The sequence below is a fragment of the Microbacterium istanbulense genome, assembly GCF_037204145.1.
In the GTDB taxonomy this organism is placed as follows: Bacteria; Actinomycetota; Actinomycetes; order Actinomycetales; family Microbacteriaceae; genus Microbacterium; species Microbacterium istanbulense.
Window position 1 is genome coordinate 345775 of record NZ_JBBDGN010000001.1, and the last position, 21170, is coordinate 366944.

The 21170-nt window shown below is 69.9% G+C and carries 19 protein-coding genes and 1 riboswitch; of the genes, 8 read left to right on the forward strand and 11 right to left on the reverse strand.

What is annotated here, in order from left to right; translation table 11 throughout:
- Positions 1–7: 7 nt before the first annotated feature.
- Genes WDU93_RS01720 through WDU93_RS01740 form a run of 5 tightly spaced genes read left to right on the forward strand, consistent with a single transcriptional unit; the run spans position 8 to position 3867 of the window.
- Positions 8–952: a ribokinase gene (locus tag WDU93_RS01720; protein WP_337316722.1), complete on the forward strand. Its 945-nt coding sequence runs from the start codon at positions 8–10 to the stop codon at positions 950–952.
- 15 nt (positions 953–967) lie between these two features.
- On the forward strand, positions 968–1366 hold the full coding sequence (rbsD, locus tag WDU93_RS01725) for a D-ribose pyranase (RefSeq protein ID WP_337316724.1): 399 nt from the start codon (positions 968–970) through the stop codon (positions 1364–1366).
- 1 nt (position 1367) lies between these two features.
- A complete protein-coding gene (locus WDU93_RS01730) occupies positions 1368–2219 on the forward strand; it encodes a GntR family transcriptional regulator (RefSeq protein ID WP_337316726.1) in 852 nt (283 codons plus the stop codon).
- A 32-nt stretch (positions 2220–2251) separates the two neighbouring features.
- A complete protein-coding gene (cds1, locus tag WDU93_RS01735; RefSeq protein WP_337316728.1) occupies positions 2252–3310 on the forward strand; it encodes an L-cysteine desulfhydrase Cds1 in 1059 nt (352 codons plus the stop codon).
- Between the two features lie 47 nt (positions 3311–3357).
- Positions 3358–3867 (forward strand): glycine cleavage system transcriptional repressor, encoded by a 510-nt coding sequence (locus tag WDU93_RS01740; RefSeq protein ID WP_337316730.1) that lies wholly within the window; start codon positions 3358–3360, stop codon positions 3865–3867.
- 396 nt (positions 3868–4263) lie between these two features.
- On the opposite strand, the gene WDU93_RS01745 is transcribed toward WDU93_RS01740, so the two are convergent.
- The 4 genes from WDU93_RS01745 to rlmN all read right to left on the reverse strand — a co-directional run bounded on the left by WDU93_RS01745 (position 4264) and on the right by rlmN (position 9559).
- The gene (locus WDU93_RS01745; protein ID WP_337316732.1) at positions 4264–5277 is read right to left on the reverse strand and encodes an aldo/keto reductase family protein; all 1014 of its coding nucleotides are present in this window, start codon (positions 5275–5277) and stop codon (positions 4264–4266) included.
- Positions 5278–5325: 48 nt separating this feature from the next.
- Positions 5326–6960 (reverse strand): DUF4407 domain-containing protein, encoded by a 1635-nt coding sequence (locus WDU93_RS01750; protein WP_337316733.1) that lies wholly within the window; start codon positions 6958–6960, stop codon positions 5326–5328.
- Between the two features lie 72 nt (positions 6961–7032).
- Entirely contained in the window at positions 7033–8094 is a 1062-nt protein-coding gene (locus tag WDU93_RS01755) for an alpha/beta hydrolase (protein WP_337316735.1), read from the reverse strand.
- 202 nt (positions 8095–8296) lie between these two features.
- The gene (rlmN, locus tag WDU93_RS01760; protein ID WP_337316737.1) at positions 8297–9559 is read right to left on the reverse strand and encodes a dual-specificity RNA methyltransferase RlmN; all 1263 of its coding nucleotides are present in this window, start codon (positions 9557–9559) and stop codon (positions 8297–8299) included.
- 114 nt (positions 9560–9673) lie between these two features.
- Between rlmN and WDU93_RS01765 the strand changes: the two genes are divergently transcribed.
- Complete coding sequence (locus WDU93_RS01765) at positions 9674–10309, forward strand: bifunctional 4-hydroxy-2-oxoglutarate aldolase/2-dehydro-3-deoxy-phosphogluconate aldolase (RefSeq protein ID WP_337316739.1); 636 nt, start codon at positions 9674–9676, stop codon at positions 10307–10309.
- A gap of 29 nt (positions 10310–10338) precedes the next feature.
- On the opposite strand, the gene WDU93_RS01770 is transcribed toward WDU93_RS01765, so the two are convergent.
- Both WDU93_RS01770 and WDU93_RS01775 read right to left on the reverse strand, forming a co-directional pair.
- Positions 10339–11169 (reverse strand): SDR family oxidoreductase, encoded by an 831-nt coding sequence (locus tag WDU93_RS01770; protein ID WP_337316741.1) that lies wholly within the window; start codon positions 11167–11169, stop codon positions 10339–10341.
- Between the two features lie 9 nt (positions 11170–11178).
- Complete coding sequence (locus WDU93_RS01775) at positions 11179–11940, reverse strand: SDR family NAD(P)-dependent oxidoreductase (protein ID WP_337316743.1); 762 nt, start codon at positions 11938–11940, stop codon at positions 11179–11181.
- Positions 11941–12070: 130 nt separating this feature from the next.
- Here WDU93_RS01775 and WDU93_RS01780 point away from each other — a divergent pair, with 130 nt between their 5' ends.
- Entirely contained in the window at positions 12071–12433 is a 363-nt protein-coding gene (locus WDU93_RS01780) for a DUF488 domain-containing protein (protein WP_337316745.1), read from the forward strand.
- A 10-nt stretch (positions 12434–12443) separates the two neighbouring features.
- Here the strand turns inward: WDU93_RS01780 and WDU93_RS01785 are convergent, their stop codons facing one another.
- From WDU93_RS01785 to WDU93_RS01795, 3 genes are all read right to left on the reverse strand, one after another.
- Positions 12444–13232 carry an energy-coupling factor transporter transmembrane component T family protein gene (locus WDU93_RS01785; protein ID WP_337316747.1) on the reverse strand — a complete coding sequence of 263 codons (789 nt, stop codon included), beginning with the start codon at positions 13230–13232 and terminating at the stop codon, positions 12444–12446.
- The gene (locus WDU93_RS01790) at positions 13229–14683 is read right to left on the reverse strand and encodes an ABC transporter ATP-binding protein (protein WP_337316749.1); all 1455 of its coding nucleotides are present in this window, start codon (positions 14681–14683) and stop codon (positions 13229–13231) included. The genes WDU93_RS01785 and WDU93_RS01790 overlap by 4 nt, the downstream gene beginning before the upstream one ends.
- An 8-nt stretch (positions 14684–14691) precedes the next feature.
- Entirely contained in the window at positions 14692–15330 is a 639-nt protein-coding gene (locus WDU93_RS01795; protein WP_337316751.1) for an ECF transporter S component, read from the reverse strand.
- Positions 15321–15432, reverse strand: a riboswitch (TPP riboswitch). It overlaps the preceding gene by 10 nt.
- 32 nt (positions 15433–15464) lie before the next feature.
- Between WDU93_RS01795 and WDU93_RS01800 the strand changes: the two genes are divergently transcribed.
- On the forward strand, positions 15465–17189 hold the full coding sequence (locus tag WDU93_RS01800; protein WP_337316752.1) for a D-alanyl-D-alanine carboxypeptidase family protein: 1725 nt from the start codon (positions 15465–15467) through the stop codon (positions 17187–17189).
- Positions 17190–17278: 89 nt separating this feature from the next.
- Here WDU93_RS01800 and WDU93_RS01805 read toward each other — a convergent pair whose 3' ends face one another.
- Both WDU93_RS01805 and WDU93_RS01810 read right to left on the reverse strand, forming a co-directional pair.
- Positions 17279–19432 (reverse strand): ABC transporter ATP-binding protein, encoded by a 2154-nt coding sequence (locus WDU93_RS01805; RefSeq protein WP_337316754.1) that lies wholly within the window; start codon positions 19430–19432, stop codon positions 17279–17281.
- Complete coding sequence (locus WDU93_RS01810; protein ID WP_337316757.1) at positions 19429–21156, reverse strand: ABC transporter ATP-binding protein; 1728 nt, start codon at positions 21154–21156, stop codon at positions 19429–19431. Before WDU93_RS01810 ends, WDU93_RS01805 begins: the two co-directional genes overlap by 4 nt.
- Positions 21157–21170 lie beyond the last annotated feature (14 nt).

Below are 21170 nucleotides of genomic sequence, written 5' to 3' on the forward strand. Positions count from 1 at the left end.
GAGCACCATGACCACCGCTGAGTCCGCCGATCGATCCGGCGTCGTCATCGTCGGCAGTGTCACCGCCGACGTGACGACCTTCTCCCAGCGCCTGCCCGCCCGCGGCGAGACCATCCTCGGCGACCAGTTCACGCTGCTGCTGGGCGGCAAGGGCGCCAACCAGGCCGTGGCATCCGGACTCGCCGGCGCCGGCACGAGCTTCGTCGGCTGCGTGGGCGACGACCTCTTCCGCGACATGATCGTCACCGGCCTCACCGACGCCGGGGTCGACCTCACGCACTTGCGCACCGTTCCCGGCCCGACCGGTATCGCCCACATCCGCGTGGATGCCTCAGCGCAGAACGATATCGTCATGGTGCCGCTGGCCAACGCCCACCTGAGCACCGAGCAGATCGACGCCGCCCTGGCGGCGCTGGCCCCGACCACCTCGGTGCTGCTCACCCAGCTCGAGACCCCGGCAGCACTCACCCGCCACATCGCCACCCGCGGACGCGAGTACGGCATGACCGTCGTGCTCGATCCGGCGCCAGCCGCCCCGTTGGAGCCCGAGGTGTGGCGCACGATCGACATCGTCACCCCGAACGAGACCGAGGCCTCGCTGCTCACCGGCATCGAGGTCACCGATGTCGCCTCGGCCGAACGGGCAGGACAGTGGCTGCGTGACCAGGGCGTGGGCGCCGCCGTGATCACGCTCGCGGAGCGAGGCTCGGTCGTCATCACCGACGAGGGCACGACCGTCGTCCCGCCGATCCCCGTCGAGGCCGTCGACACCACCGCCGCCGGCGACGCCTACGCCGGCTACCTGGGCGCCGCGCTCGCGGCCGGACTCGACCTTGCCGCCGCTACGCGCCTGGCCAGCGCGGCCGGGGCGATCACGGTCACCCGCCAGGGTGCCTCCCCCAGCCTGCCGCGCCGCGACGAGGTCGATGCCCTCCTGGCATCCGCCTCCTGACCGATCGGAGATCCGATGCGCAAGACGAACACGACCATCAATCCCGCCCTCTCCCGCGTGATCAGCGAGACCGGGCACACCGACCTGCTCGTCGTGACGGATGCCGGGCTGCCGATCCCGCCGGGTTCCGAGCGCATCGATCTCGCCTACCGGCCCGGCGCGCCCGCCTTCTTCGACGTGCTCGACACCGTGCTGGCAGAGCTCGTCGTCGAGGGGGCGACGGTCTCGGCCGAGGTCGCCGAGCACAGCCCGCACGTGCTCGCCGCGCTGCGCGAGCGTCTGCCGGGCATCGAGATCGAGCTGGTGCCGCACGTCGAGTTCAAGGAGCGCACCCACGGGGCACGTGCCTTCGTGCGCTCGAGCGAGTTCACCCCGTACGCGAACGTGATCCTGCAGGCGGGAGTGGCGTACTGACATGGCCGACACCGTGACCACCAACGACACCGTATCCACCGACGACACCGCGCGCAGCATCGACCGCCGCTCCGCGGCACCCATGTACGACCAGCTGCGCCGGCTCATCATCGACACGATCGAGAACGACGGCCTGCAGCCGGGCGATCCGCTGCCCGGCGAGCACCGCCTGTGCGAGCAGTACGGCATCTCCCGCACCGTCGTGCGGCAGGCGCTGGCCCAGCTCGAGCACGAGGGGCTCGTGGAACGCGTGAAGGGCAAGGGCACTTTCGTCGCCCGCCCCCGCACCAGCGAGTCACTCGTGCACACCCTCATCGGCCTCTACGACGACGTCGAGCGCCGCGGCGGGCACGTGCACTCCGACGTGCTGCGCCATGCCGTCGAGGCGGCGAGCGATGAGGTCGCCCAGGCGCTCGAGGTGGAGCCCGGCTCGCCCGTCGTCGCGCTGGAGCGTCTGCGCCTCGTCGACGACGAGCCGTGGTCGCTGTCGACGACGTGGATGCCGGAAACGATCGGTGCCGTGACGCTCGACGCCGACCTCAGCGAGGCGTCGCTGTACCGCCTGCTCGCCGCGAACGGCGTCCGCGCCGCCAACGGTGTGCGCTCCGCCGAGGCCACGGTCGCCACGCACGACCAGGCCCAGCTGCTGGGGGTGAGCGCGGGATCGGCGCTGCTGCGGCTGCGCAGTGTGAGCCGCGACGCCGACGGGCGGCCCATCGAGTTCTTCATCGCCCACCACCGGGGCGACCGGTCGCGGTTCGAGTTCCAGCTGCGCGAGGAGCAATCGCAGGCCTCGCTGTTGCACGTCGACGAGCACGGCGATGTGACCTCGGCCGGCACGGCATCCGTCTGAGCTTCTCGCACCACGCCGCTACGCTCGAGAGCATGACCTCCTGGACCAGCACCGCCATCGCCCTGCTGGAGGCCGACGCCAACCGCAGCGCCGACACGCATCTGCATGTGTTCCCGCTGCCGGGCGAGTGGGGCATCGACCTGTATCTCAAGGATGAGTCGGTGCACCCGACCGGGTCGCTCAAGCACCGCCTGGCGCGCTCGCTGATCCTGTACGGCCTGGTGAACGGGCTGATCCATGAGGGCACGGCGCTCGTGGAGTCTTCAAGCGGGTCGACGGCCGTGTCGGAGGCGTACTTCGCCCGCATGCTGGGGCTGCCGTTCGTGACCGTGGTGCCGCGCTCGACCAGCCAGGAGAAGATCGACCTCATCGAGTTCTACGGCGGGCGCTGCCACTTCGTCGACTCTCCCTCCGAGATGGCACCCGAGGCGGCGCGCCTCGCCTCTGAGTGCGGTGGCCACTACCTCGACCAGTTCACCTACGCCGAGCGCGCCACCGACTGGCGCGGCAACAACAACATCGCCGACAGCGTGTTCAGTCAGCTCGCGCAGGAGCGGCATCCGATCCCCACCTGGATCGTCGTGGGGGCCGGCACCGGAGGCACCAGTGCCACGTTCGGGCGTTATGTGCGCTACCGCCGGCACGACACCCGGGTGGCCGTGGTCGACCCCGAGGGGTCGGCGTTCCACGGTGGGTGGTCGAACGGTGACCCCACCTTCGCGACGGGGATCGGCTCGCGGATCGAGGGCATCGGCCGCCCGCAGGTGGAGCCGTCGTTCGTGCCCGGCGTGATCGACGAGATGATCGCGGTGCCCGACGCTGCCTCGATCGCCGCGATGCGGCTGTTGAAGGACCGCACGCTGCACTGGGCGGGCGGTTCGACGGGCACGAACCTGTTCGGGGCGTTCGAGCTGATCGCCCGCATGCGGGATGCCGGCGAGACCGGCAGCGTGGTGACGCTGATCTGCGACAGCGGCCGCCGCTACCTCGACACGTACTACTCCGACGACTGGGTGACCGCGCAGGGCTGGGATCTCGCACCGCATCGGGCGCGCATGGAGCGGTTCCTCGGCGGAGGCGCCTGGAACTGACGGCGCGGATGCCGCACGGCACGCGGTCACCGGGCTACTCTGGCCGCATGACCACGCTCATCCTCACCGTCGCCGGAGCCGATCGGCCCGGGCTCGTCGCCGCCGTCGCCGATGTCGTGGACGCCCACGGCGGTAACTGGGAGAACAGTCAGCTCTCCGAGCTCGCCGGCACGTTCGCCGGTGTGATCGAGGTCTCGGTGCTGCCCGACCGGGTCGAGGAGCTGCAGGCGGCGCTCGGCGGTCTCGATGGCCTGCTCACGGTGGCCGTGTACACCGGTACCGGTGAGACGCCGGCCACCGGGGAGAGCTGGGTGACGCTGTCGGTGCTCGGCAACGATCGCGCCGGCATCGTGCGCGACATTTCGCGCGTGCTGAGCACGCATGCGCTGAGCATAGAGAGCATGAGCACCGAGACGCGTGATGCGGCGATGGCCGGCGGGCGGCTGTTCGAGTCGACGGTGACCGCGGCTGTTCCGGCATCCACCGATCTGGAGGCGCTGCGCGCCGACCTCGAGTTGCTCGCCACGGAGATCCAGGTCGACATCACCCTCGACTGACCCGCCCTGCGCGCCCCCGCCCCTGAGCGACCCCGCCCCTGCGCGCCCCCTGCGCGGTCGCTCGCCCCCTTGTCCCACTTTCCGCGCCCCGTGTCCCACTTACTGCAGAGCATGTCCCAATTTCTGCTGTGAACCGGTCGGTTTAACAGCAGAAATTGGGACACGCTTCGGGGTGCGCCGGGCGCAGGGCCGGATGCCGGTGGAGCCCGATGCCGGTAGAGCCGGATGCCGGTAGCGCCGGATGCCGGTAGGGCCGGCCCCAGGCGGGGCCGGTCCCCAGGCAGGGCGAGCTCAGAACAGGCAGGGCCGGCCCAGGCAGGGCCAGCCCCAGGCAGGGCCGGTCCCCAGGCAGGGCGAGCTCAGAACAGGCAGAGCCGGCCCCCAGGCAGGGCGTGCTCAGACCAGGCGGGTCTTCGGCGAGACGGTGTAGGTGTCTTCGGGGTCGGTGTTCGGCACCGAGCCGAGCGCGACGTCGATCGCATCCATCGTCTCGGGGTCGAGCACGACACCCGACGCCTTCACGGTGTCGGCGAGCTGCTCGGGGCGCGAGGCGCCCACCAGCGCAGCGGCCACGTTCGGGTTCTGCAGCACCCACGCGATCGCGAGCTGGGGCATCGTCAGCCCGGCATCCGCGGCGATCGGCTTCAGCCGCTGCACGGCAGTGAGGATGTCGTCGCGCAGCAGCCGCTTGATGAAGTCGGCCCCCGAGTGCGGATCGGTCGCACGCGAGCCCTCCGGCACGGGCTGGCCGGGCAGGTACTTGCCGCTGAGCACACCCTGCGCCATCGGCGACCAGACGATCTGCGAGATGCCGAGCTCTTCCGAGGTCGGCACGACCTTCTCTTCGATGACCCGCCACAGCATGGAGTACTGGGGCTGGTTCGAGATCAGCTGGAAGCCCAGCTCCTTCGAGAGGGCATGACCGGCGCGCAGCTGCTCTGCCGTCCACTCCGAGACACCGATGTACAGCGCCTTGCCCTGCCGGACGATATCGGCGAAGGCCTGCATGGTCTCTTCCAGCGGCGTCTCGTAGTCGTAGCGGTGCGCCTGGTAGAGGTCGACGTAGTCGGTACCGAGGCGCTCGAGCGAGCCGTTGATCGACTCCATGATGTGCTTGCGCGAGAGTCCGGTGTCGTTCGGGCCCTTCGGGCCGGTCGGGAAGTAGACCTTCGTGAAGATCTCCAGCCCCGCGCGGCGCTGACCGGCCAGGGCCTTGCCGAGCACGACCTCGGCGGCCGTGTTGGCGTACGTGTCTGCCGTGTCGAACGTGGTGATTCCGGCATCCAATGCGGCATGCACGGTCTTCACCGCGGCGTCGTCACCGACCTGCGAGGCGTGCGTCACCCAGTTGCCGTAGGTGATCTCCGAGACCTTGAGACCGCTGTTGCCGAGATAGCGATAGTTGACCATCCCTCAACGCTACTGCCCGCTGCAGACGCGCAGGCCGAACGGCGACGCTCAGACCGAGACGGTCTCGCGCACGTCCGCACGCGTGATCGGCACCGTCGGCGTGCTTTCTTCGGCCGTGGCGTCGCGCACCGGCTCCGCTGGCGCCGCCGGCGCTGTCACGAACGGGGCAGAGGATGCCCCCGCACTGGTCTCCGCGACGATCGCCGCACGGTCGCGATAGCCCTCGGCGGTGATCTTGTCGAGGTCGACCTGCTTGCGGATCGCAAGAGCCTTCTCGTACAGGCTCGGCTCGCCGTAGCTGGTGAGCACCTTCACCAGCACCGGTAGCAGCTCGATCATGAAGAACAGCGCGGCGATGAGAATGTGCGCCCACAGGATCGTGGCGTCCTTCTCGGCCAGGCGGTTCAGGCCCGCGATCTGGCTGAGCAGACCCACTGCTCCCGCGTTGCCCTGCGCCACGGCATCCGCCCTGGCGTTGTAGGCGGCCAGCGCCTGCTCGTACGTGTCCTTCGCGGCGGGCAGCTGATCCTGCGCCTGCTGGCGGTTCTGCGCCTCGGAGGCGGAGGTGTTCTCCTGCGCGGCGGTGCCGGCAGCCGACAGCTCGTCGTTCGCGGTGCGCAGCTGGGCCGCGAGCGCGTCGTACGTCTGCTGCGCCTGCGCCAGCTGCGCCTTGGCGGCCTCAGAGCTCGCGCCGTCGCCCGAGACGCCGGTGCAGCCGGGCACCTCGCCTGCGCCCTCCCCGGTGAGCTCACACTGGTACAGGGCGCGCGCGGAGTCGATCACCGTCTGCTGCTCGGCCATCTTGGCCGTGAGGTCGTCGACACTCGCCTGCGCGGCAGACTCGGTGGCCGACGACGAGTCGGTGCCGGCGACGATGCCCGTCGCGGCCTGGTTCTCGAGGGCGGCGACGCGTTCGGATGCCGCATCCAGGGCGATCTTCTCGGGACCGCTCTCGAGCGCCTCCTGATCGGTCTGCGACTGGGTGATGTTGGTGGATGCGACCTCGCGCGCGATGTCGTTGTGGAAGATCTGCAGCACGAGCGGCTCGGCGACGACGAAACCGATGATGGCGGCCATGATCACTCGCGGGATCGCCAGGCCGATCAGGCGCCAGATGCTCTTCGTCGAGGTCATCGTCGAGGTGAGGAACCGGTCGAGGTTGAAGATGATGAGCGCCCAGACGAGCGCAAGCGGCACGGCCACCCAGAGCGCGGCCTGCACGCCGGTGGTCAGGGCGAACAGCATCGAGATCGCCGAGACCAGTGCGGTGCCGGCCAGCACGAAGAACATCTGCACGAACCGCGGGGTCTCCCCCGGCACCCGGTCGAGCACGGGACCATCGGCGCCACCGAGGATGGCGAGGGTGCGGGCGCGCGAGCCGGGCGTGCGCGGGGCACGCTCACGGCGCGGCCGCCGGGGACGTCGCGGTCGCTCGGCCGCCACCGGCTCGGGTGCGGGAGCCGGCTCGGAGGCAGGCTCCGGTGCGGCAGCACTCGGCTCGGGCGTCTCGACGGGCACCTCACGGGTGGTGTCGTCGAGGTCGCCGTCGGGCCGCGCGGGGCCGGTCGGCTCGTAGGCACGGAGAAAGTCGAGGGGTTCCTCTTCGCCTGCGGGGCCGTCGGTCTCGAACGAGATGCGGCCCTGGGAATCCATGGATCCCGGGCGGTGAGCGGAGTAGGACATCAGACCAGGGTAGGAAACCCCGCCTGTGCGCCGGCCGCAAGGTGCCTGCGTGCGCTCTCAGGTTCAGCCCGGTCAGACGCCGATCAGCGCGCGCAGCTCACGGTTGAACGTCTCTGCCTCATCCAGGTGCGGGGCGTGGCCGGCATCCGCCAATGCCACCTCGCGATAGCTGCCGCCGTTGGCGGCGTACCGGTCGAGCACGGCGCGCGTCTGCGTGATCATCGGCTGCGCCGGCGCGACGTCGGCACCCGGCCAGCCGGGGATCGCGCCGATCGCGCCCAGGTGGTTGAGATCGAAGAACGAGGCATCCGAGACGATGGCGTCCTTCTCACCACGGATCCAGAGGATCGGCGGCTTGACGTCGAGGTCGACGATCCCCGAGAGGTTGAGGTGCTGCGGCGCCATCGTGTTGAGCACCCCGCGCGTGCCGGCGGCGAAGCCGGGCCAGTTCGGCGAGTCGACCGCGTCGCCGGGGTAGTTGTCGAGGCCCGTCGCGGTGGTGAGCATGGATGCCACCCAGGCATCTTCGTGCGCCTTCTGCAGTTCGGGCTTGGCGACGTAGGCGGTGCGGTAGACGGTGCGCGGCGAGGTCTGCTCGTCGCTGCCGGTGTCGCCGGATGCCAGACGGGCGACGAAGTCGGGGTTCGCACCCCCGCCACCTGTGCCTGCGCCGTCGTCATCGTTGCGGATGCCGTCGGCACCGTGCGTGCCGCCGAAGCCGTAGGGCGAGACGGGGGCCTCGAGCGTGACCGAGAGCACGCGCTCGGGTGCGTCGAGGAGCATCTGCAGCACGACGCCGCCACCCATGCTCCAACCGACGAGGTGCGCGGCGTCGACACCGAGGGCATCGAGCACGGCCCACACGTCATCGGCGAAGTCACTGAGGCCCCGCGACGCATCCACGGGCTTGATCTCGCTGTCGCCGAAGCCGCGCAGGTCGACCGCCAGCGCGCGCACCTCGGCCGGCAGCGCGAGCATCGAGGGCTGGTAGAAGGCCGCGGATGACACATTGCCGTGCACGAACACGACGACAGGACCCTGCGGATCGGTGGACGGACGCTCGAGGACGTTCGCGGTGTAGCGGGCGGTCTCGACGCGCTGGGCAGTGATGCCATCGAACAGGGCGGTGGTCATGTCGACTCCTTCGAGGATCCAGGTGCGGCGTCATCACCGCGGGACACACGGCACCGCTGCCGCAGACCACGCTCGCCATGCGCGCGGTGCGACATTCCCCGCGCGGTGCCGCGTGCCGTCCCCAGCACCGTCGCCGCTACCGATCGTAGAGCATTTTCCGACAAACCTGAAGGGTGATTCAGGTGTCTGCTCGCGGCGCCGTTCAGGCCATCGCGGCTGCTGCGGCCTCGTCCTCGGTGGTGGCGACCAGCTGACCGCAGGCCCCGTCGATCTCCTTGCCACGCGTGTCGCGCAGCGTGGTCGGGATGCCGGCGTCGTTGAGCCGGCGCACGAACTCGTCCTGCACGGCCTTGTCGGAGGCAGTCCAGATCGACCCCGGCGTCGGGTTCAGCGGGATCGGGTTCACATGCACCCAACCGCGTCCGCGGGAGTTGAGCTTGGATGCCAGCAGGTCGGCGCGCCACGGGTGATCGTTCATGTCCTTGATGAGCGCGTACTCAATCGAGACGCGGCGCCCGGTCTTGTCGAAGTATTCGCGTGCGGCGTCCAGCGCCTCGCCGACCTTCCAGCGAGAGTTGACCGGGATCAGCTCATCGCGCAGTTCATCATCAGGCGCGTGCAGCGACAGCGCGAAGGTGACCGGGATGTCCTCGTCCGCGAGCTTGCGGATCGCGGGCACGAGACCCACGGTCGAGACGGTGATGCCACGGGCGCTCATGCCCAGGCCCTCGGGCTGCGGGGCGACCATGATGCGCACGGCGTCCATCACGCGCTTGTAGTTGGCGAGCGGCTCGCCCATACCCATGAAGACGATGTTCGACACGCGCTCGGCCGAGTGGTCGTTCGCCTTCTTGCCACCGAGCTCACCGTCGGCGATGGCCCGGTTGGCGCGCACGATCTGCTCGATGATCTCGGCGGTGGACATGTTGCGGGTGAGTCCCGCCTGTCCGGTGGCGCAGAACGGGCAGTTCATGCCGCATCCGGCCTGGCTCGACACGCACAGCGTGATGCGGCCGGGGTAGCGCATGAGCACCGACTCGACGAGGGCGCCGTCGTGCAGCCGCCAGAGGAACTTGATCGTGTCGCCCTTGTCGGTCTCCAGACGCCGCACCTCGGTGAGCAGCGGCGGCAGCATGCCGGCGACGAGCTCCTCGCGCTGCGCGGCCGGCAGGTCGGTCATGTGCGCGGGGTCGGAGGTGTAGTGCGTGAAGTAGTGCGTGGCCAGCTGCTTGGCACGGAAGCCGGGCAGGCCGAGCTCCTTGACCTTCTCGACGCGCTCGGTCGGGGTGAGGTCGGCCAGGTGCACGGGCGGCTTGCCGCGCTTGGGGCTGGCGAACTGCAGCAGCGGGCGCCCCTCGGCGTCCTTCTTCTGCGTCCACCCCTCGGTGGCAGGGCGCACCTGGGGCGCCTTGGTGGCACGCACAGGCGTGGAGCGCGGACGCGAGGTCTCTTCGGGGGCGGGCATTCCTCCAGGGTACGCGGTGCCCGCCGGACAGCGCCTGAGCGTCGCCGGAATCTCGGACTTGTAATTACAGGTGGTTTCCGCGCACAATGGGGGCATCCGACCGAAGGAGCCGCTGTGACCGACCGCCTCTCCCGCGCCCGCACCACCGGCGTCCTTGCCGTCCTGCGCGCCCCCTCACCCGAGAGCGCCCTCGAGGCCGCCGAGGCGATCATCGCCGGCGGCATCACCGGCATCGAGGTCACCTACTCCACCCCCGACGCCCCCGCGGTCATCCGCGAGCTCATCCGGCGCCACGGCGACGACGCGTACATCGGCGCCGGCACGGTCACCACGGCCGCGCAGGCCACGGCGGCCGCAGATGCGGGAGCCGCGTTCCTGGTCAGCCCCGGCACCCTGCCCGACCTCACCCGGGCCATGCTCGGCACCGGGCGCGTGGTGATGACCGGCGCCCTGACGCCGACCGAGGTGATGACGGCGCTCGCCCTGAACGTCGACGTGGTGAAGATCTTCCCGGCCTCGCTGGGCGGACCGTCCTACCTCGGCGCGCTGCGCGGCCCGTTCCCGGATGCTCCGCTCATGCCGACCGGCGGCGTCAGCCCCGACAACCTGGCCGACTGGTTCGCCGCTGGAGCGGTGGCGGTCGGCGCGGGCGGGGACCTCGCGAACGGCGCCGCGATCGCGGCATCCAACTGGGCAGACCTCACCCGCCGCGCCGCACGCTTCCGCGCCGCACTCGACGCGCGCGCCTGACTCTCGTCAGTCCGGGAACCTGACTCTCGTCAGTCCAGGAAGATGTCGGGGAACAGGCGCTCGTCCGGCGTGCCGGGCACGGCGGCGTACTGCGAGAAGTCAGTCACGCCGGCCTGCTCGAGCACATCCTCGACGATGAGCTGCTGACCGGTGCGCTCGCGCGAGGGCGTGGTGAGCACGGCGTAGGCAGCGTCGGCGTAGATCTCCGGGGTGCGGCTGGCGGCCATCACGCGGTCGCCGCCGAGCAGGTTCTGCACGGCGGCGGTGGCGATGGTCGTGCGCGGCCACAGCGTGTTGGCGGCGATGCCCTGCTCGGCGAACTCGGCGGCAAGACCCAGGGTGACCATGGTCATGCCGAACTTCGCGAGCGAGTAGCCCGTGTGGGCGCCGAGCCACTTGGGGCTGGGGTTCAGCGGCGGGGCGAGCGAGATGATGTGCGGGTTCTCGGCCTCGAGCAGCTGCGGGATCGCGGCGCGCGAGAGCATGAAGGTGCCGCGCACATTGACGTCCTGCATGAGGTCGTACTTCTTCGCCGAGAGGTCGAGCGAGGGCGAGAGGTCGATCACGCTGGCGTTGTTGATGACGATGTCGATGCCACCGAACTCGCCCTGCGTCTTGAGCACGGCCTCGGTGATGTCGTCGTCTTCCCGCACGTCACCGACGATCGGGAGCGCCTGGCCGCCGGCGGCCCGGATCGCGTCGGCGGCGGTGTGGATGGTGCCCTCAAGCTTCGGATGCGGGGTGTCGGTTTTGGCGAGCATGGCGATGTTCGCGCCGTCGGCGGCCGCGCGCAGCGCGATCGCGAGCCCGATGCCGCGGCTACCACCGGACATGAGGATGGTCTTTCCTGCGAGGGACATGTTCTCTCCTTACTTCGGCGCCATGCGGATGGCGCCGTCGAGGCGGATGGTCTCACCGTTGAGGTAGCCGTTCTCGACGATCTGCATCACGAGGGAGGCGTACTCGTCGGGGCGGCCGAGGCGGGCGGGGTACGGCACCTGCTGGCCGAGCGAGGCCTGCGCGGCTTCGGGCAGCCCCGCCAGCATGGGGGTCTCCATGATGCCGGGGGCGATGGTGCACACGCGGATGCCGTAGCGGGCGAGCTCCCGCGCGATCGGCAGGGTCATCGCGTGCACGCCGCCCTTGGATGCCGAGTAGGCGGGCTGTCCGATCTGGCCGTCGAAGGCGGCGACGCTGGCGGTGTTGACGATGACGCCACGGTCACCGCTCTCGGTCGGCTCGTTCTGGCTGATCACGGCGGATGCCTGCGAGATGACGTTGAACGTGCCGATGAGGTTGATCCGGATGATGCGCTCGAAGCCGGCGAGGTCGGTGGGGTTGCCGTCGCGGTCGAGCACCTTGGCGGGCGGGGCGATGCCGGCGCAGTTGACCACCACGCGCAGTGGGGCGAGGGCCTGGGCGGTGGCGACGGCCGCCGCGACCTGCTCGGGGCTGGTGACGTCGGCGGGAGCGAAGGCGCCACCGAGTTCGGCGGCGATGCTCTCTCCGGCCGAGCCGGGCAGGTCGATGATCGTGACCTGGGCTCCGGCGGCGGCGAGACGCCGGGCTGTGGCCAAGCCCAGCCCGCTGGCGCCGCCGGTGACGAGGGCGCCCTGTCCGCTGATCTGCATCGTGTTCTCCTTTGAACGCCTGAGGCCGGACGTCGTTTTGCGACTGAGTCTCAGCATATGTGGTTTTCAGTTCCGCCCGTGCGCAGCATCCGCTCTTGGCCGCAGGCCCTACGAGGGGGATGCTGAAGAGATGGAACTGCGACGCAAACGAGCCTATGACACTGCCGAACGGTCCGACGGGTTCCGTGTGCTCGTCGATCGCCTCTGGCCACGCGGCGTATCGAAGGATCGGGCAGCGATCGACCTGTGGGCCAAGGACGTCGCGCCCACGACCGCGTTGCGCAAGGCCTGGCATGCCGCGCCGCCGGAGGACTGGAACGTGTACGCCGACCAGTACCGCGCACAGCTCGCGGGCGAGAGCGCGGATGCGCTGCACACGCTCGTCGACGAGCTGAAGCCGCATCCGGTCGTCACCCTCATCTACTCCAGCCGCAACACCGACCACGACAACGCGGTCGTGCTCGAAGAGGTCTTGGCGCCGCTGCTCGACTGAGCAGGCCCGCTCAGCCCGGGCCGAGGATGAAGTTCCACGTGCCGGCGAGCACCGCCGCGACGACCGCGGCGGCCGAGATCGCCAGGCCGATGGCGAGCAGCATCCATTCCCTGCCGCCGAAGCGCGACTCCCGCGCCCAGGTCCGCGCGCCCGGCGCCCCGAACCCCCGTGCCTCCATCGCCGTGGACAGTTTCGCGCCCCGCCTGATCGACAGCACGAGCAACGCGAACGCCATACCGAGGAACCGGCGCAGCCGGCCGCGATCGGCCACCCCTCGCGCGCGGCGCGCGAGTTCCAGGGCGCGCCAGTCGTCGAGGAACAGCCCCACCATGCGCAGGCCCGCGAGCCCACCGAGCACGAACCGCGCCGGCAGCCGCACGATCTGGGCGAGGCCATCCGCAAGGTCGGTGGGGTCGACAGTGACGAACAGCACGACCGATGGCAACGCGACGGCCAGCACCCGCAAGAAGGTCGCCGCGGCCAGCGTCAGTGACCCCTCACTGATGCGCACGACGAACCACTCGGCGTACACGGTGCCACTCGGTTCGCCGTACAGTGCGATCGTCAGGGCGGTCAGCGGCGCCGCCAGCCAGACCGGCCAGGTGCGCAGCCAGAACTCGCGCCAGCCGATGCCGGCGAAGCAGAACAGCACGCACTCGAGGGCGAGCGCGACGGCCGCCGAGACGACGTCGAGGCTGAGCACCAGCGGGATCGCGATGAGCGCACTCGCCCCGAGCTTCGCGACCGGGTTGACGCGGGCGAGGACCCCGGTGCGCGCATGACTCGCGAGCAGGGTCACGCGCCGGCTCCCAACACGTAACGCTCGGCATGCAGCGCGGTGACGACGTCGGCGTCGTGGGTGACGACGACGATGCCGGTGCCCGCGTCGCGCAGTTCGGCCAGCAGGGCGATCAGTTCTTGCCAGGTGCGCGCATCCTGCCCGAACGTGGGCTCGTCGAGCACGAGCATGCGCGGGCGAGTGGCCAGAGCGGATGCCACCGTCAGTCGCCGTTTCTCGCCGCCCGAGAGGGTGTACGGGTTGGCCTGTGCGAGCCGGTCGAGGCGCAGACGGGCGAGCAGGTCGTCGGTCCGGGCGGCGATCTCGCCCTCGTCCAGGCCGAGTGCCCGCGGCCCGATCGCGAGCTCGTCACGCACGGTCGTCGCGAGCAGCTGATGCTCCGGCTCCTGGAACACGGTGCCGATCCTCGGGAGGAGCTGGCGGGAGGCCCACCGGATGGGCGCGGGACCGGCACCGTCGCGGAGGGAGTCGGATGCCGTCACCTCGCCGCCCACAGGAGGGAGCAGACCGGCGAGCGTGAGCCCGAGAGTCGACTTGCCCGCACCGTTCGGGCCGGTCACGGCTAGCACCGAGCCGGCGTGCACGCGAAGTTCGATGCCGGCCGCGACGGTCTCGCCGCGCACGCGGGCCACGGCCAGGTCGCGCGCGGAGACGAGGGCAGGGCCGGGCGGTGACGCCGGTGCCGCCGGATGCCGCGGGGGGATGCCAGGCACCCAGACTCCCGCCTCGGCCAGCCACTCGCCTTGCTCGCGCAGCACGCGGTCGGGCGAACCGTCGGCGATCACCCCGCCCTCGCCGAGCACGATGACCCGGTCGATGAGGGGCAGCCAGGCGTCGATCCGGTGCTCGACCACGACGAGAGTCGCCGGCTGCACCTGCAGCATCCGCTCGACGGCGTCGCGCACCTCTGCCACCCCGCGCGGGTCGAGATTGGCGGTGGGTTCATCGAGCAGGAGCAGACCGGGGCGCATGGCGAGCGCGCCGGCCAAGGCGAGACGCTGCTTCTGGCCACCCGAGAGCGCCTTGGTCGGGCGGTCCAGGGGCACGTCGAGTCCGACGGCGTCGAGCGCCGCCTCCACACGCGGCCAGATCTCGTCGCGCGGCACGCCGAGGTTCTCACAGCCGAACGCGACGTCGTCGCCCACCCGGGCGAGGATGACCTGCGAGTCGGGATCCTGCAGCACGAGCCCCGCGCGTCCGCGTGTGCGGGCGGCCGGCATCCCGTCGATGAGCAGTTCGCCGACGCTCTCGCCCTCTTCGTCACCGCCGAGCACGCCGGCCAGGCCGTGCAACAGCGTCGACTTGCCCGCGCCGGATGCGCCGAGCAGCAGCACGCGCTCGCCCGGCTCGATTCGGGCGCTCACGTCGTGCAGGGCCCAGGCGATGCGACTGGCGTGCCGCCAGCCCCAGCCGCGGATCTCGACCGCGGCGGGGCCGACGGAGGTGCACATGGGGGTGGTCAGACCCGCGTCGCGCCGGCCCGCCCGGAGGCGAAGCGGTCGAGTGCCCCTGTCGCGGCCAGGCCACGGGCGAGCAGCCACGACAGCAGGCCCGCGATCACTGCGCCCGAGACGACCGTGCTGATCAGGTAGACGACGACGAAGGTCGTGTCGGCACCGGCGAACCAGAGGATGAGGTTGTTGATGCCGCCGGCCAGGGCCGCGCCCATGCCCGCGAGGATCGCGACGGGCAGGCTCCAGCGACGGTAGAAGAAGAGCAGGAAGACGAGCTCGGCCCCCAGGCCCTGCACGAGCCCGGCCTCGAGGGTGAGGAATCCGCCCCACTGGTTTCCGACCAGCGCCGAGACGACCGCGGCGAGCAGTTCGGTGTAGATCGCCGCGCCGGGCTTGCGGATGATCAGCGCGCCGAGCACGCCGGCGAAGAGCCAAGGGCCGTCCAGCAGGCCCTGGAGCCCCGGCAGCAGCGGTTCGAGCAGCAGCTTCGGACCCGGGTACAGCGTGTTCCAGGCCAGGAAGATCAGGCCGGCGGCGACGCCGAGCACACTGGCGACGACGATGTCGACGACCCGCCAGCGCAGAGTGCGCGGCGTGGCCTTCGCGACATCCGTGGAAGCGGACGTGGACGTGGACGTACTCATATGAACTCCTCCCTGCGCCGGCATGATCCGGATCAGGTTCGACGGTCGAAGCGCGAATCGCTCCCTCTCAGCCCGGCTCGCCGGACTCCCGTGGTTGTGCCTCGATCATAGCGAGGATTCGATAGCGTATGCGGGTGACCGTCGATGACCGCCCTTCACCTCCCGCGCCCGAGGATGTCGCGGGCGACGGTGCGGAAGCGGATGCCACCGACGCGCGCAACGAGACCCACGCGAAGCTCGCGGCCCTGTTCGGCCCGAAGTCGGCGAACGATCCGGTCACGCAGGCCGCCCGCGAGCGAGATGCGGTCGATGCGGCCGAGCCGGAGCCGGATGCGGCCGAGCCGGAGCCGGACGCTGCGGAGCCGGATGCCGTCGAGCCGGAGCCGGATGCACTGGAGCCGGATGCCGTCGAGCACGAAGCCGTCGAGCACACCGACGACAGCACGCGGGAGAACCCGATCATCGTGTCGGCCGAGCCGGCCGAACCCGCCGAACCCACCGAGCCGGAGACCCCCGCGAGCGAGTGGGCCGACGAGGCTCGCCCACCCACGGCGCTCACCTGGCTGGACGCCCAGACGGTGACGGCGGCCTCGGCCCTGCGCGAGGAATCCGACGATGACCTGCTCACCGATGCCCACCTCGTGCCCGGCTGGCTGCGCCCGCGGGCGATCGTGCCGCTCGGCGTGGTCGCGCTGTTGTGCGGCTCCTATGTCGGCGCGACCCTGCTCTGGCCCCTCGATGCCGTCGCACCCGTGGTGAAGGCCTCGACCGTCGAGCTCACCCCCGCCCCGGCCGCGGCGATCACCTGGCCGACGACCGGGAGCGCCGCCGTGGCGGTCTCTGGGCTGGACACCGTCGCCTCGACGACCGTGCCCACCGAGATCGCGAGCATCACGAAGGTCGCCTCGACCATGATGGTGCTCGACGAGCTGCCCCTGGAGCCGGGCGAGCAGGGCCCGGCGTACACGTTCGACTGGAGCGACTCGCGCGACTACTGGAGCTACCGCTGGTCGAACCAGTCGGCGCTCGACGTGCCCGTGGGCGGCTCGCTCAGCGAGTATCAGATGCTGCAGGGCGTGCTGCTCGGCTCGGCCAACAACTACATCGACCGCATGTCGGACGAGCTGTGGGGGTCCGATGCCGGCTTCGCCGAGGCGTCGAAGGCGTGGCTCGCCGAGAACGGCATCGAGGGCGTGAGCCTCGCCACCCCCTCGGGCTTCGACACCCGCAATGTCTCCACCCCGGCCGGGCTCATCGAGCTCGGCGAGGTCGCGATGCGCAATCCTGTCTTCGCTGAGATCGTGGGCACCGAGTCAGCGCAGATCCCTGGCGCGGGTGAGGTGACGAACTCGAACGACATGCTCGAGGATCCCGGTGTCGTCGGCATCAAGACCGGCACGCTCTCGGGATGGAATCTGCTCACCGCGAAGGATGTCGAGGTCGACGGCACGACCGTGCGGCTCTTCGCCGCCGTGCTCGGCCAGGACGGCGATGACGAGCGACTCGCCGCGACCCGCTCGCTGTTCACGCAGGTCGAGGAGCAGCTGGCGGCGCAGGAGCCGACCGTCCCCGCCGGCACCGTGGTCGGCACCGTGCGCACGGAGTGGGGTGCGAAAGCGAACCTCGTGACGGATGCCGATGCCGAGGTCGTGCTGTGGAACAGCGCCGCCGCGACATCGGAGAGCACGCTCGAACTCGGTGAGGACACCACCAAGGGTGCCGAAGTCGGCACGCTCACCCTCGCCGGGCCCGTGAATCAGGCCGAGACGACCGTGTCGCTGGATGCGGCGATCCCCGCACCCAGCGCCTGGTGGCGGCTGACCCACCCCCTGGAGCTGTTCGGCCTCGACGGCCGCTGAGCCCCTGCCCAGACGTCCCCTTACCGACGTCTCCGCGCAGACGAGAACGCCCGCCCCGGAGTCGGGGCGGGCGTTCTCGTCTGTGGGGGTCAGGCGCGGTCGTCGGCAGGTGCTGCCGCGTCAACCGTCTCGTCGGCCTCGCCCGAGGCGACCACCGGCATACCGCCGGTCATCAGCTCTTCGGCATCCAGATCGGTCGCGGCCTGCTCGAACTGCGACTGATACAGGCGCCAGTACGCGCCCTGCGCGGCGATCAGCTCGTCGTGCGTGCCCTTCTCGACGATGTCACCGTGCTCCATCACCAGGATGAGGTCGGCGTCGCGGATGGTCGACAGGCGGTGCGCGATCACGAACGAGGTACGTCCCTGGCGCAGGGCCGCCATCGCGTGCTGCAGCAACAGCTCGGTGCGCGTATCGACCGCGCTGGTGGCCTCATCGAGGATGAGGATCGACGGCTGCGCGACGAACGCGCGTGCAATCGTGACGAGCTGACGCTCACCGGCAGAGACGTTGGAGGCATCCTCGTCGAGCACGGTGTCGTAGCCGTCGGGCAGCGAGTGCACGAAACGGTCGACGTAGGTCGCCTTGGCGGCGGCCATGAGCTCGTCTTCGGTGGCCGACTCCTTGCCGTAGCGGATGTTGTCGCGAATCGTGCCGGCGAACAGCCACGGGTCCTGCAGCACCATGCCGGTACGGGCGCGCAGATCGGCGCGCTCCATCTGCGAGATGTCCTGACCGTCGAGCAGGATGCGCCCGGCGTCGAGCTCGTAGAACCGCATGATGAGGTTCACCAGGGTCGTCTTGCCCGCACCCGTCGGGCCGACGATCGCGACCGTCTGCCCGGGTTCGACGCGGAACGACAGGTCGGTGATCAGCGGACGCTCCGGGGTGTACGAGAACGCGACGTGCTCGAACTCGATGACGCCTTCGCCGCCGGTGACGGTCGGGGCATCCTCGGCATCCGGCTCCTGCTCGTCGGCATCCAGCAGCTGGAAGACGCGCTCGGCCGAGGCCGTGCCCGACTGCACCACCGCTGCCATCCCGCCCAGCTCGCTCAGCGGCTGGGTGAACTGCTGCGAGTACTGGATGAAGGCCTGCACGTCGCCGAGACGCAGGTTGCCGCTGGCGACCATGAGTCCGCCGAGCACGGCGATGCCGACGTAGGTGAGGCTGCCGACGAAGGTCATCGCGGGCATGATGATGCCCGAGAGGAACTGCGCCTTGAAGCTCGCCTGGTAGAGCTCTTCGTTCTCGACCTGGAAGCGGTCGAGGGCGTCCTGCTCGCGACCGAACACCTTCACCAGTGCGTGACCAGAGAAGGCCTCCTCGACGCGGGCGTTGAGGCGGCCGACCTTGCGCCACTGCGTGCCGAAGGCCTTCTGCGAGCGCGGACCGATGATGCCGAAGATGACCGCCATCAGCGGCAGCGCCACCAGGGCGACGAGCGCGAGCTGCCACGAGATCGAGAACATCATGATCAGCACGCCGATCACGGTCAGCACCGAGGTCAGCGCACCCGAGAGCGACTGCTGCATGGTCTGCGTGATGTTGTCGATGTCGTTCGTGACGCGGGAGATCAGCTCGCCGCGCTGCACCTTGTCGAAGTACGACAGCGGCAGGCGGTTGATCTTCGCCTCGACGTCTTCACGCAGACGCCACATGGTGCGCACCATGATGACGTTGATGACGTATCCCTGGATCCAGCTGAGGAACGCCGAGACCACGTAGATCGCGAGCACCGCGACGATGATCCAGCGGAGCCGCTCGAAGTCGACACCGGTGCCGACCGAGAAGTTCTGCATGGCGCCGACCATGTTGGCGAAGTCGTCCTGACCGGCGGCGCGCAGCGCGTCGACGACCTCCTGCTGCGACATGCCCTGCGGGAATCCGGGGAAGTCCCCCATCCCGGTGCCAAGCACGTGCGAGATGAAGCCCTCGTAGACGATGTTGGTCGCCTCACCGAGCACCTTCGGTGCGGCCACGGCCAGCACGACGCCGATGGCGCCGAAGATCGACACGAGCACGAACCAGACCGCCGAGGGCTTGAGCAGCCCGATCATGCGGGCGAAGCTCACACCGAAGTTGTCGGCCTTGCCGGGGGCTGCCGAGTCCCAGCCGCCGCCGGCCTGACGGGCCTGCTCGGCGAGTTCGGCCTCGTACGCCTCATCGATGGTGACATCGACCGCGGTGGCCTCTGCGGGCAGCGGCGTCGCCGCGGCACGACTGTTCTCAGGACTGGTCATGCGTCCACCCCCAGCTGCGACTCGACGATCTCGCGGTACGTGCTGCAGGTCTCGAGCAGCTCCTCATGGGTACCCACGCCGACCATGGCGCCGTCTTCGAGAACGACGATGCGGTCGGCGTCGGTGATGGTCGACACCCGCTGGGCGACGACGATCTTGGTCACCTCGGGCAGCTCACGCCACAGGGCCTGCCGCAGGCGCGCGTCGGTGGTGAGGTCGAGCGCCGAGAAGGAGTCGTCGAAGACGAGCACCTGCGGCTGGTGCACGATCGCCCGCGCGATGGCGAGGCGCTGACGCTGACCGCCGGAGACGTTCGTACCGCCCTGGGCGATGCGGGACTCGAGCCCGTCGGGCATCTCCTCGACGAAGTCGCGGCCCTGCGCGATCTCGAGCGCCTTCCAGAGCTCTTCGTCGGTGGCATCCTCGCGGCCGTAGCGCAGGTTGGATGCCACGGTGCCGGTGAACAGGAACGGACGCTGCGGCACGAGACCGATGCTCTTCCACAGCGCCTCGACGTCGGCTTCGCGCACATCGGTGCCGCCGACGTACACGGCGCCGCCGGTGACGTCGAACAGACGAGGGATGAGTGAGACCAGTGTGGTCTTGCCCGAACCGGTCGACCCGATGATCGCGACGGTCTCACCCGGCTGCGCGCCGAAGCTGATGCCCGAGAGCACCGGAGCCTCGGCACCGGGGTAGGTGAACTCGACGTCGTCGAAGGCCACCGCACCCGGGGCGGGGAAGTCGGTCACGCCGTCTGCGGGGCGGGTCATGCTCGTGGGGGCGTCGAGCACCTCACCGATGCGCTCGGCCGAGACGGCGGCGCGCGGGATCATCATCGCCATGAAGCTCGACATGATCACGCCCATCATGATCTGGCCGATGTACTGCATGAAGGCGAACAGCGTGCCGATCTCGACCGTGCCGTTGTTGACCTCGATGCCGCCGAACCAGATCACGGCGACGACGGTGACGTTGAGGATCAGCATGAACAGCGGGAACAGCAGCACGAACAGCGAGCCGATCTTGCGTCCGACGATCATGATGTCGGTGTTCGCGCCGCGGAACCGCTCTTCTTCGATGCGCTCGCGCACGAAGGCGCGCACGACGCGCACACCCGTGAGCTGCTCGCGCATGATGCGGTTCACGGCGTCGAGTTTGCGCTGGTTGAGCCGGAACAGCGGCACCATGCGGCCGATGATGAGGACCGCGACGACGAGCAGCACCGGCACCGAGACGGCGATCAGCCAGCTCAGGCCCAGGTCGGTCTGCACGGCCATGATGATGCCGCCGATGGCCAGCAGCGGCGCGGTGACGAACATCGTCGCGCCCATCATGGCCAGCATCTGCACCTGCTGCACGTCGTTGGTGTTGCGGGTGATCAGCGAACCGGCGCCGAACTGCGACACCTCCCGCTCAGAGAAGCTGTTGACCCGCTGGAACACGTCGGCGCGAATGTCGCGACCGGTCGACATCGCCGCACGCGCGGCGAAGTAGGTCGCGATGACCGAGGCGACGATCTGCCCGAGCGAGACGGCGAGCATGAGCATGCCGTGCGACCAGATGTAGCCGGTGTCGGCGCGCGCCACACCCTGATCGATGATGTCGGCGTTCAGGCGCGGCAGGTAGAGGGCAGCCATCGCACTGGCGAACTGGAACACCAGCACGCCGAGCAGCAGCCACCGATATCGGCGCATGTATCGAAGGAGGATTTTTCCCAGCACAGGTGGACGTCCTA

Excerpts from the sequence above, each read along its gene's own strand:
- WDU93_RS01720 (WP_337316722.1), top strand. The coding sequence starts at position 8 with ATGACCACCGCTGAGTCCGCCGATCGATCCGGCGTCGTCATCGTCGGC.
- rbsD (WP_337316724.1), top strand. The coding sequence starts at position 968 with ATGCGCAAGACGAACACGACCATCAATCCCGCCCTCTCCCGCGTGATC.
- WDU93_RS01730 (WP_337316726.1), top strand. The coding sequence starts at position 1,368 with ATGGCCGACACCGTGACCACCAACGACACCGTATCCACCGACGACACC.
- cds1 (WP_337316728.1), top strand. The coding sequence starts at position 2,252 with ATGACCTCCTGGACCAGCACCGCCATCGCCCTGCTGGAGGCCGACGCC.
- WDU93_RS01740 (WP_337316730.1), top strand. The coding sequence starts at position 3,358 with ATGACCACGCTCATCCTCACCGTCGCCGGAGCCGATCGGCCCGGGCTC.
- WDU93_RS01745 (WP_337316732.1), bottom strand. The coding sequence starts at position 5,277 with ATGGTCAACTATCGCTATCTCGGCAACAGCGGTCTCAAGGTCTCGGAG.
- WDU93_RS01750 (WP_337316733.1), bottom strand. The coding sequence starts at position 6,960 with ATGTCCTACTCCGCTCACCGCCCGGGATCCATGGATTCCCAGGGCCGC.
- WDU93_RS01755 (WP_337316735.1), bottom strand. The coding sequence starts at position 8,094 with ATGACCACCGCCCTGTTCGATGGCATCACTGCCCAGCGCGTCGAGACC.
- rlmN (WP_337316737.1), bottom strand. The coding sequence starts at position 9,559 with ATGCCCGCCCCCGAAGAGACCTCGCGTCCGCGCTCCACGCCTGTGCGT.
- WDU93_RS01770 (WP_337316741.1), bottom strand. The coding sequence starts at position 11,169 with ATGTCCCTCGCAGGAAAGACCATCCTCATGTCCGGTGGTAGCCGCGGC.
- WDU93_RS01775 (WP_337316743.1), bottom strand. The coding sequence starts at position 11,940 with ATGCAGATCAGCGGACAGGGCGCCCTCGTCACCGGCGGCGCCAGCGGG.
- WDU93_RS01780 (WP_337316745.1), top strand. The coding sequence starts at position 12,071 with ATGGAACTGCGACGCAAACGAGCCTATGACACTGCCGAACGGTCCGAC.
- WDU93_RS01790 (WP_337316749.1), bottom strand. The coding sequence starts at position 14,683 with ATGTGCACCTCCGTCGGCCCCGCCGCGGTCGAGATCCGCGGCTGGGGC.
- WDU93_RS01795 (WP_337316751.1), bottom strand. The coding sequence starts at position 15,330 with ATGAGTACGTCCACGTCCACGTCCGCTTCCACGGATGTCGCGAAGGCC.
- WDU93_RS01805 (WP_337316754.1), bottom strand. The coding sequence starts at position 19,432 with ATGACCAGTCCTGAGAACAGTCGTGCCGCGGCGACGCCGCTGCCCGCA.